Source organism: Micromonospora sp. NPDC003776, from assembly GCF_053605645.1.
Map to the genome: position 1 here is coordinate 1 of NZ_JBSGJR010000213.1, position 10211 is coordinate 10211.

At 74.0% G+C, this 10211-nt stretch carries 11 protein-coding genes and 2 pseudogenes; 7 read left to right on the top strand and 6 right to left on the bottom strand.

From position 1 onward, the window contains the following. Nucleotides 1–799 (bottom strand): annotated as a pseudogene (locus ACWEVO_RS18465) (hypothetical protein); the annotation flags it as partial. 33 nt (nt 800–832) lie between these two features. Then, on the bottom strand, nt 833–1498 hold the full coding sequence (locus ACWEVO_RS18470; RefSeq protein WP_452308754.1) for a hypothetical protein: 666 nt from the start codon (nt 1496–1498) through the stop codon (nt 833–835). Between the two features lie 583 nt (nt 1499–2081). Between ACWEVO_RS18470 and ACWEVO_RS18475 the strand changes: the two genes are divergently transcribed. The 3 genes from ACWEVO_RS18475 (at nt 2082) to ACWEVO_RS18485 (ending at nt 5251) form a co-directional block, all read left to right on the top strand. Then, nucleotides 2082–3443, top strand: coding sequence for a sialidase family protein (locus ACWEVO_RS18475; protein ID WP_452308755.1), 1362 nt, complete (start codon nt 2082–2084; stop codon nt 3441–3443). After that, nucleotides 3440–3889 (top strand): hypothetical protein, encoded by a 450-nt coding sequence (locus ACWEVO_RS18480; protein WP_452308756.1) that lies wholly within the window; start codon nt 3440–3442, stop codon nt 3887–3889. The genes ACWEVO_RS18475 and ACWEVO_RS18480 overlap by 4 nt, the downstream gene beginning before the upstream one ends. A gap of 291 nt (nt 3890–4180) precedes the next feature. Then, a complete protein-coding gene (locus ACWEVO_RS18485) occupies nt 4181–5251 on the top strand; it encodes a DUF6081 family protein (protein WP_452308757.1) in 1071 nt (356 codons plus the stop codon). Nucleotides 5252–5267: 16 nt separating this feature from the next. On the opposite strand, the gene ACWEVO_RS18490 is transcribed toward ACWEVO_RS18485, so the two are convergent. From ACWEVO_RS18490 to ACWEVO_RS18500, 3 genes are read right to left on the bottom strand one after another with little or no spacing between them, the layout of a single operon-like run. After that, nucleotides 5268–5579, bottom strand: coding sequence for a hypothetical protein (locus ACWEVO_RS18490; protein WP_452308758.1), 312 nt, complete (start codon nt 5577–5579; stop codon nt 5268–5270). Between the two features lie 23 nt (nt 5580–5602). Continuing rightward, entirely contained in the window at nt 5603–6259 is a 657-nt protein-coding gene (locus tag ACWEVO_RS18495) for a class I SAM-dependent DNA methyltransferase (protein WP_452308759.1), read from the bottom strand. A 27-nt stretch (nt 6260–6286) separates the two neighbouring features. Further along, nucleotides 6287–7540, bottom strand: a complete 1254-nt coding sequence (locus tag ACWEVO_RS18500; protein WP_452308760.1) for a YncE family protein — start codon at nt 7538–7540, stop codon at nt 6287–6289. Between the two features lie 45 nt (nt 7541–7585). Here ACWEVO_RS18500 and ACWEVO_RS18505 point away from each other — a divergent pair, with 45 nt between their 5' ends. The 3 genes from ACWEVO_RS18505 to ACWEVO_RS18515 all read left to right on the top strand — a co-directional run bounded on the left by ACWEVO_RS18505 (nt 7586) and on the right by ACWEVO_RS18515 (nt 9459). Continuing rightward, entirely contained in the window at nt 7586–8197 is a 612-nt protein-coding gene (locus tag ACWEVO_RS18505) for an RNA polymerase sigma factor (protein WP_452308761.1), read from the top strand. Then, nucleotides 8190–8909: a hypothetical protein gene (locus tag ACWEVO_RS18510; RefSeq protein ID WP_452308762.1), complete on the top strand. Its 720-nt coding sequence runs from the start codon at nt 8190–8192 to the stop codon at nt 8907–8909. The genes ACWEVO_RS18505 and ACWEVO_RS18510 overlap by 8 nt, the downstream gene beginning before the upstream one ends. Nucleotides 8910–8973: 64 nt before the next feature. Continuing rightward, on the top strand, nt 8974–9459 hold the full coding sequence (locus ACWEVO_RS18515) for a hypothetical protein (RefSeq protein WP_452308763.1): 486 nt from the start codon (nt 8974–8976) through the stop codon (nt 9457–9459). 23 nt (nt 9460–9482) lie between these two features. Here ACWEVO_RS18515 and ACWEVO_RS18520 read toward each other — a convergent pair whose 3' ends face one another. Next, nucleotides 9483–9815: a putative quinol monooxygenase gene (locus ACWEVO_RS18520; protein ID WP_452308764.1), complete on the bottom strand. Its 333-nt coding sequence runs from the start codon at nt 9813–9815 to the stop codon at nt 9483–9485. Nucleotides 9816–10004: 189 nt separating this feature from the next. Between ACWEVO_RS18520 and ACWEVO_RS18525 the strand changes: the two are divergent. Further along, nucleotides 10005–10211 (top strand): annotated as a pseudogene (locus ACWEVO_RS18525) (acetyltransferase); the annotation flags it as partial.

Here is a 10211-nt window from a genome sequence, read left to right on the forward strand (position 1 = left end):
GCCGCGCCGGGGCGGCGGCCCGCCTCGGGACGGTGGCGGGCCGGGCGACCCGGTCGATCTCCTGCCGGACCCGGGTCTCGTCCCGCTGCCGCCGGGCGAGTTCCGCCTGCCCGGAGGCGAGCGCTGCGGACAGCGCGGCCGCCCGGCCGGTGGGCGTGTCGACCAGTCCCGCGGCGTCCGCCACGGCGATCGGCGGCGCGGCGGACGGATCCCCGCCGGCGGTGAGCGTGGTCAGCAACTGCAGCACCGCATCCGGTTCGCGCTCGGCCCGGGCGAGATCGTCGCGGGTGCGGGCGAGGATGTTCTGCAGGTACTGGATCCGGTGCTGAAGTTCGCTCAGCTGGGCGACCCGGCGGGCGTCGGGCGTGGTGGCGGGGTCCACGGGTGGCTGCGGGTACAGGTCGGCGGCCGGATCGGCGCTGATCAGCGCGGCGGCGGCGCCGGGGTTGATCAGCGGTCCGGCGGGGGCGGCCGGGGCGGCGGACGGGGGCGCGCCGGCACCGTTCGGCGGCTTCGTGGTGGTCGGCCCGGTGGGCCGGGGCGTCGGCGCGGAGGTCGGTGACCGCCGGATCGGTGGCGGCAGCGGCGGCAGTGACGGCAGCGGCGGCGGCTTGACGGTGGGCACGGTCACCGAGGGGAGAGGCAGCGGCGGCAGGGGCAGGGACAGCGACGGGCTGGGCAGGGGGAGCGGACCGATGGTGCCGGCCGCCGCACGGTCCGTCGAGGCCGGCAGGGTCAGCGTCGCCACGGCCAGCGTCGCCGCGAGGGTTCCCGCTGTCAGTGTCGCCCGCCGCCGCATGCCGCATCCTCCCGCCACCGGTGCCCTCGGCTGTTACATCGCGTCCGGCCCTCCGGCCGCAACAGGCGGTGGCACCTGCGGCGGGCCGCCTCCCGGACGCCGGCGCCGGCGGGTCAGCACCGCGACGCCCACCGCGAGAACTGCGGCCCCCAGCGCCGACAGGGCGACGGTCACGCTCGCGCGTCGGGCCGGTGGCGGCTCGGTGGCGACCGCCTGCAGCGATGCCTCCGCGCTGGTCGGGGCCGACCCCGGCAGCAGGTAGGCGTTGCTGGCCACCTGGCCGTCCTCCTCGGCGAACTCGGCCGCGGTGAGGGTGACCCGGTTGCGGACCAGCCCGCTCGGCGCGGCACCCTCGCGGATGCGGCCGGTGATGGTGACCCGGGGCGGCGCCGCACCAGCGGCCAGCCGCACGTCACCCAGGTCGCAGACCACGGTACTGCTGGACACCGAGCACCGGCCGGGTTCGGCGCGGACGGTGATCTCCTCCAGGTCGGCCGTGGTGGTGAAGGTGATCCGGCCCGCCGTCAGGCTCGCCGTACCGGCGACGGTGACCGTGTGGGTGACCTGCTGCCCGGGCAACGCGCCGAACGGGGTGGTGGTCAGCACCGGCGTGGCGTCGACCGACGTCGCCGGGGTGGGGGCGGCCAGCGCCGCGGCGGCGCTCATCCCCACCACCGACGCGGCCAGCAGCCTCCACATGTCCACACCATAGGCCCGCCGGGGGCGTCGCGCCCGCCGTACGGCCAACCGGATTCCATCGACCGTGACGGTTGCGTCCGCGGCGCCGCGAGCGATGACACAGGTACCGGCGTGCGTCGAGGCGGGCCGAGGAAGGCAGGGATGTGATGAAGGTACCTCCCTTGAGATCATGGATGCGCTGCCCGATGGCGGTGGTGGCCGCTGTGCTGTTGACCACCGCCGGCGGCGCGACGACGGCGGCCCGCGCGGCCGACCCCGGGTCCGGCGTCGTCTCCGCCACCAGCCCGAGCGTCGGCTGGACCGGCGGTCCCTTCGCGCTGCCCAACGTCAGCGCGACCACTGGCGCGCTCACCTGCGGCGACGCCACCCCGTGCGACGACTACGCCCTGACGGTCGACGTGCCGGCCGGCTACGACACCGACCACGACCTCAGGATCAGGGTCAACTGGCCGGACACCGCCGCCGACTTCGACGTCTACGTGTACGACGCGTCCGGCGCGGAGGTGGGCCAGGCGGCCTCGAGCGCCGACCCGGAAACCCTGGTGCTGCCGCCCGTGGCCGGGGCGTACCCCGGGTGCGGGTCGTGCCGTTCATCCCGCTGGGTGACAGCTACTCGGCAACCGCTGAGCTGGTTGCCAAGCCGGTTGCGCCGGCCCCAGGGCCGGTCGGTGCCGCCGCCTTCACCAACTATCCGGCCCCGGGCACCCTGCCGCGGGCCCACGACGCCGGAGAACCCTCGATCGGCGCCAACTGGAAGACCGGCAAGGTCATGTACCAGGCGTACACCGACACCTACCGGGTGAGCTTCGACGACAGCAGCGCGCCGGCCACGGCGGTGTGGGAGGACAAGAGCGCGCACCTGCCCAGGTGCACCGCCAACGTCTCGCTGGACCCGATCCTGTACACCGACCACGACACCGGCCGTACCTTCGAGTCCCAGCTCGCCGGCAAGACCTCGCTCATGTGCTTCACGAACGACGACGGCGAGACGTGGACGCCGTCGCAGGGCGGCGGCATCAACTCCGGCGTCGACCACCAGACCGTCGGCGGCGGCCGCTGGTCGCCCAACGGCGTCGGCGGCCTCGCGCTGTACCCGAACGCCGTCTACTACTGCTCCCAGGACATCGCCGACGCACTCTGCGCGACCAGCCGCGACGGTGGCCTCACCTTCGGCCCGGCGGTGCCGATGTACACCCTGCTGGACTGTGGTGGCCTGCACGGCCACGTGAAGGTGTCACCGAAGGACGGCACCGTGTACGTGCCCAACAAGGGTTGCGGCGCCAACCAGGCGGTGGCCGTCTCCGAGGACAACGGCCTGACCTGGCAGGTACGCCCGGTGCCGACCAGCCTGCCGGCGGACAGCGACCCGTCGGTGGGCGTCGCGTCCGACGGCACGCTGTACTTCGGATACCAGAACGCCGACGGTCACGCCCACATGGCGGTCTCCCACGACCACGGCCGGACCTGGGACAGCGACCGGGACGTCGGCGCCGCCCTCGGGGTGAAGAACGTCGTGTTCCCGGCCGTCGTCGCCGGGGACGCCGACCGCGCCGCGATCGCCTTCCTCGGCACCACCACCGGCGGCAACTACCAGGACGCGCAGAACTTCACCGGCGAATGGCACCTGTACGTCGCCGTCACCTACGACGGCGGCGGCACCTGGTCCCTGACCGACGCGACCCCGCAGGACCCGGTACAGAAGGGCTCCATCTGCACCGGCGGCACCACCTGCGGCACCGACCGGAACCTGCTCGACTTCATGGACGTCCAGATCGACAAGCAGGGGCGGGTCCTCGTCGGCTACGCCGACGGCTGCACCGGCGCCTGCGCCACCGGCGGGACGCAGAACTTCGACGCGCTGGCCACCATCGCCCGGCAGAGCGGCGGCAAGTCGCTCTTCGCCGCCTACGACCCACCCGCCACGACGACGGCGACGAAGAAGTGACCCGGGGGATCGCCGGCGCGGTCCTGCTCGGCATGATGGTGGGCTGCTCCGACGGGGCGGGGCCGAGTGCCCCGGACGAGGCGGACCGAGCGAGGCTCCCGGCCACCACGGAGGCCTGCGCCGAAGCGGCGACGGCCGTCCCGCGGCCAAGCGCGCTGCCGACGCGGGTGCCGTTGCCGCCGGGCGCCGTCCTCACCGGAGCCGAGCAGCGCGCGGGGAACCGGTTGATCGTGACGGCGGTGACGGGGCAGCACTTCCGCGACACGCTCGGCTTCATGCAACGGGCCTATCCGGCGGCCGGACTGACCCTGGCCGAAGGGGAGGTCGAAGACCGCGACGCCGAGTCGAACTTCGCCGGCGGCGGGTTGGTCGGCCGGTGGACGCTGCGGGAGATCCCCGACTGCGGCGGAGACACCCTGGTCACCGTGCTGGTGGCGCGGGCATGACGGAGGCCCGGGCGGTCGGCCGGGCAGCCGACCACCCGGGCGCCGCCTCACCGGGGCCGCATGGTGCCCCCTGCCCCAGGCGGCGGCCTTTCCCGCGCCCAGGTGAACGGCCGGTGACCGGCGGCTGCACGGTGGACGGAGTCTGCCGAACAGCTTGGCGAAGTGTTCGGGCCGGTCCGGTGGTCCGGGCGAGCGGCCGATGTCCGGGCAGCCCCCGCTCATCAGGATGGATCGATGTGGGGAGCCGGCGGGGCACCGGGACGGCTCCGGGACCGCAGAAAGAGGGGCACCGTGCGAAAACCGAGAGAAGCCCGGGGCGGAGTCGCCTGCGCCGTGATCGTCTCCGTCGTCCTGTACTCCGGCGTGCCGGCGCACGCCGCAACCGCGACGCCGCAGGCCGGCGTCGTCCACTACGACTCCGCCACCCTGACGGAGTACCAGCAGAAGTGGTCCAACATCTACGGCCCGCTCGACGGCGCCACCGGCAGCGTCCACGACGGCGTCTTCACGGTCAGTGACGTTCCCTTCAAGACCGGCGTGGACTTCAGCGTCTACGACCATCTGAAGTACATGGCCGTCAGTAACCGGACCTTCGAGGCGCCGCGAAACGGGTCGATCGAGTTCTCGGTCGACATCACCGCGGACACTCCTGGCGCGACCGCCGGCCAGGTGGTGCACGGCCAGTACGGGGCGCCCGGCTCCTACGACCCGGCGGACCCGACGGCCCGCCCGTGGGCGAGTGAGGTTCTGGAAGGGCAACAGGCGGCCGTCGTCCTCAACATGATCGACTTCTGTAGCGGGCAACTCTTCGACTGGTTCGTCTCGGGTAACCACGCCTTCCCACTCATCGAGCGGCTGCCGACCACGATCACCGGCAACACGTCCAACCCGAACTGTCCCGAGGCCACCGAGGTCGGCTTGGACAAGGCCTACACCCAGATCGTCAGGGAAGTGCAGATCGCCCCGGGCGTCGCGCACCGGGCCGCGATCCGCTACCGGCAGACCCTCGGGCAGGCCACCGTGACCTACCTGCTCGACGACCGGGTGGTCGCCGAGGTCGGCAACGTCGGCGTACCGCTGGACCGGCAGGCCGTTACGTACACCGGCACCTATCCGTCCCTGGGCGGCGGCGAACCGCTGGCCGGCAAGATCCGGTCGTTCTCCATCGGGCACGGCCTGTTCAGTCTGCTCGACGCCTTCCCGTTCCAGTACGGCTGCACTGCGCCGGACGTGACGGGGCCGGGCACCTGCGACCCGCGGTACGCCCCGTACAGCGTTTCCATCCCATCCTCCGAGCGTGCCTTCGGGCAGGGGGCGGCCGGTTCGTTCGCACACTTCACCGTTCGGACAGCCGGGCAGTAACCGACGCTCGCCTCTATCAGAGCTGAGCCGTCTGAGAGGTGCCGTCCCGCTCCTCGCCGTCGACCGTCACGGCCCTGGCGACGGCCCACGCCACGCACTCGTAGTCCCTGGTCAGCGGCCCGGTCAGCGAGGGCTCCGGTTCGCAGGCGTCGACCAGACCGCGCACCAGATCCCGGACCCGTGCATCGAGGCTGGCCGGCCCGCGTGGCCGATGGCGACGTGCGAAGCTGTGCCAGCGGCGAAGCCCGATGTCGGCCATTTGCTCGACGTGGTCGGGGGACACCACGGGACATCCTGCGTCGCGCAGTTCGGTCAGGGCCGCGATCACCGCCGACCGCGCCGGATCGACCCTCATTCCGTGTTACCCGGCTTGCGGGCCAGGAGGCAGGCCTGTGGTCGCTTCAGCCGCTCGTCGGGTTCCTGGAGCTGCCGGGCGGTGACGACCAGGCCGGCCTCGCGCAGCAGTTCGGCGATGCCGTCGGGGGCCAGCAGGTGCGCCTCGTAGGAGACGGGATGCCCGTACGCCCGCTCGGGGCGCAGCCGCTCATCGCCGACGTGGAAGCCCAGCAGCAGGAGGCCGCCCGGGGCCAGGGTACGCCGGAACCCGGCGAACACCGCCGGCAGCACCTCCGGCGGCAGGTGGAAGATCGACCACCAGGCCACGATGCCGGCCAGCTGCCCGTCCGGTACATCGAGCGTGGTCATCGACCCGACCTCGAACCGCAGGGCCGGGTACGTCCGGCGGGCGATCTCCACCATCCGCGGGGACAGGTCGACGCCGAAGACCGGCAGGCCGAGCTCGGCCAGGTGGGCGGTGACGTGGCCCGGGCCGCAGCCCAGGTCGGCGACCGGCCGCCCGTCCCGCGCGGGCACGAGTTCGGCGAACGCCGCCAGCATGGCCCGGCCCAGCGCGTCCTGCGCGAACCGGGGCGGCGCGATCCTCACGTAGTCCTCGGCGACCCGGTCGTACGACTCCCGAGCGGCGGTCAGGTAGGCGGGCTCGATCATCGGGCCGACCCTAGCCGGAGCGTGGGGTCATCGCTGTCCCGCCAGGCCGTGCAGGGCGACCAGACCGGGTACGGCCACCCGGCCGAGTTCCGCGCCGGTGGCCGGATCGTGCCAGCTCACCGCGCCGGACTGCCCCAGGTAGAGGCGGGTGCCGTCGCGGCCGGGCACCACGCCACGTACCGGCTCCCGGGCCCGCCACTCCGCGGTACGAGCCAGGCGGGCGGCGTCCAGGGTCCGTACCGTCGTCCCGGCCGCGAGGAACAGGCGGTCGCCGTCGGCGGCGGCGTACGCGGTGCCGGCGACGCGGGCGTGGCGGACCGTCCGGCGTACCGTCAGGTCCTCGGTGGAGATCTCCGCGACGCTGCCGGAGGCGCCGTCGGTGACGTAGACGCGCTGCCCGTCGGGGCTGATCGCGGCGGCGTGGCCGGCGGCCGACCCCGCCCCGAACGGGTGCGGCAGGTCGACGCAGTACGCCCAGCGAACGTCGAGACTGAGCGTGTGCACGAACGCGTGCGCGTTGCCTGGCCGCCCGCTGACCAGGTCGCGGGTGTGCCGGTGGCCCGGCTGGTGGGTGTAGAGGGTGTACAGGGTCGTCCGGTCGGGGGAGAGTACCGCCTGGCGGCCCTCGCCGCGCATCTCCTCCTCGGCGCCGGGCGGGATCGGTGCCTTGTCCCGGGTGGAGAGTGGGCCCGGCGCCCCGGTGGCGAGGTCGACGACGCGGACCCGGTAGCGGTCCGGTGCCGCCGGGGGAAGCCAGTCGAGGACGAACAGCCCGGTGAGGTCCGCGGTGAACGCCTCCGGCACCACGTTGCCCGGCAGGTCCAGCCGGTGCCGGACCCCGCCGGCGTCGGCGATGAGGACGGGCGTGACCGCCCGCCCGGGCGGGCGCCCGCCGGTGACGTCCTGCCGGCTCGGGGTGAGCGCGACGAGTGTGTTGGTGGCCGAGACGCATTGCGGCTCCCACCGGCCGGGCAGCCGTACCCGCTCGCTGGCGCGCCCGGTGGCGAGGTCGACCCGCCAGCACGCGGTGTCGGGGCCGGCGGGCGCGGTCGCGTAGGCCGCGAAGCCGTCCGGGCCGGCCACCGCGTGCGGGATGGTCTGCCGGTCGCCGCCGCGCAGCACGCCGAGGCCGTCGCCGACCTCGACGAGCAGCCGGTCGGGGACCGTCACGGAGCCGGCCGCGGCCGGCGACCGGGTGGGCTCGCAGCCGGCCAGCGTGGCGGCTCCCGCGCCGGCGAGCAGGGTGAGCATGGTACGGCGAGAGAGCGTGGTGGGCGTCATGCCCCGATGACACGGTGAACGGCGGCGAAGTTCCCACCCTGGGAGGTGGAACCGGCGCGGCGCGGGCGGTGTCATGAGGGGTGGACCGACTGGAGGATTCCCCTGGACGACGACGAGCTTGTCACCCGCGCGCGGGCCGGTGACCTGGAGGCGTACGACCTCCTGGTCTCCCGGCACACCGCGTCCGCGCACCGGACGGCGGTGCTGCTCGGCGCCGGGCCGGACGCGGAGGACGTCATCCAGGAGGCCTTCGTGAAGGGGTACCGCAACCTGTCCCGCTACCGGGGCGAGTCGTCCTTCCGGTCGTGGCTGCTGGCCATCGTCGCCAACGAGACCCGCAACCTGCACCGCTCGCGTACCCGCCGCGACGGCCTCGCGCTGCGGGCCGCGGCGGCGGACCCGGGGCCCGAGGCGGCCGAGGACGACGCCGTGGCGGCCGTCCTCGCCGCCGAGCGCCGCGCCGCGCTCGTGCAGGCGCTGCGCAGGCTGCCGGTGAAGGACCGCGAGGTGATCGTCTGCCGGTACTTCCTCGATTTGAGCGAGGACGAGACGGTCACCACGCTGGGGCTACCCCGGGGCACCGTGAAGTCCCGGACGTACCGGGCGCTGGCGAAGCTGCGCGGCCTGCTCGACCGCGAGGTGGTGCACCGTGGATGACCTCGAGCGGGACCTGCGGGACCTGGCCGCCTGCCTGGACACCCCGCCGGCGCCGGACGTGACCGCCCGGGTCCGCGCCCGGCTGACCGCGCCCCCGCCACGGCGGCGCCGCTGGCGCTACTGGCTGGCCGCCGTGCTGGCCGCGCTGCTCGTCGCGGTGCTGCCGCCCGGGCGGGCCGCCCTCGCCGACGCGGTCGCCGGGCTGCTGCGCTTCTCCGGGATCGTCATCGGTACGTCGCCGACGCCGGTGCTGCCCTCGATCACCCCGTCGCCGTTGCCGGCGCAACGACCCGTCGCCCTCGACGAGGCCCAACGGAAGGTGCGCTTCCCCATCCGGGTACCGGCCGCGCTGGGTGCGCCCGAGCGGGTGCTGGTTGCCGACCCCGACGGCACCGGCACCTACCGCGTGGCCACGCTGCTCTACCGCGGCGGGGCGCTGCGCCTCGACGCCTTCGACGGCCACCTGGACCCGGTGTTCCAGAAGCAGGCTGCCGGGCCGGACGTGCAGTGGACCCAGGTCAACGGCGACTTCGCGGTGTGGATCGGCGGCCCGCACGCGCTCGAGTACGTGGATCGTGGTGGGACGGTCCGGGTGGAGACGGCGCGGCTCGCCGCCGCCACCCTGATCTGGGGGGAGGCCGGGGTGAGCTACCGGCTGGAGGGCGACCTCACCCGGGACGAGGCGGTCGCGATCGCGAACTCGCTGCGCTGACGGAACCCGGGCGCCCCGGCCGGTGTCCTGCTGGTGAGTCGTCCCGTCGGAATGGGGGTGCCAAATGGCTTCCAGGGGCACGGTGGTGCTGGCGTCGGTGATGGTGCTGGCCGGATGCACGGCCGCCAGCCCGCCGGCCGCGCCGGCGAGCGCCGGGACGGGCTGCCACTCCCGGATCGAGACCGGGCCGCTGCCGGACTGGGCGGACACCGGGTTCCACGGGGATACCCGGGTGCCGCACGTCTTCGGGGCGAAGGGCGACATCGTGGCGGTGCTGTTCGGTCAACCGCTCACCCACGGCCGGATCGACGGCCCCACCAACAAGATCCTCTGGGTGTCCCGGCCGGCCACCGGGTCACCCGACCCGGCCGCGTCAGCCAACCTGGTGATCACCGCGACGCTGGACGGCACCGACACCCGGGTCACCCGTGAGGTGACCGGCGGCCCCGGCCCGTCGGTCGTCGACATGCCGCAGGCCGGCTGCTGGCACCTCGTGCTGGACTGGTCCGGCCGTACGGACACCATGGACCTCGTCTACGCGGAGGGCTGACCGCCGTACGGTGCGTACGCGGCTCAGCGGTTCTCAGGGACCGCCATCTCGCCCAGCAGCGACCAGTCCTGCTGCGGCAGGGTGACGTTGACGATCCGGGGCGTCTCGGCCAGGTGCGGCGGCAGGGCGCGCTGCGCCTCGCGGAAGTGCGCCGACTGCACGTGCGCCGCGCCGGCCTCGTCGTCCCGGAACGCCTCGACCAGCACGTACTCGGTCGGGTCGTCAAGACTGCGGGACCAGTCGAACCAGAGGCAGCCGGGCTCGGCGCGGGTGGCTTCGGTGAACGCGGCGGCGATCTGCGGCCACCGGTCGGCGTCCTCCGGGCGGACCCGGAATTTCGCGGTAATGAAGATCATGCGCTCCAGGCTACCGATGTGTGCGTGATGAACCGCGTTGCGGCGGCCGGAACGGGTGCCGTATGTTTTCGGGCACGCCGACGAGCTGGAAGGAGGGCCGAACCCGTGTCCGACATTCTGCGCCCCCTCCGCGTACCGGCGTCCACGCGGATCTGACCCGGGGCGTCTGCCTTCCGGAGGACCACTCCTGTGACCGACGTTGTCATCCGCCCGCTGGTCGCGGGCGAGGAAAGTCTGTTCGACTCCATGCCTGACCCGCTGCCGCAGCTGCGTCAGGTCAGCTACGCCGACGGCATCGCCGGCGGTGGCTACCGGCCCGAGCGCACCTGGGTCGCCCTGCGAGGCGGCCGCGTCGTCGGCCGGGCGGCCTGGCTGCTCCCGCCGGGCGCCGCCGGC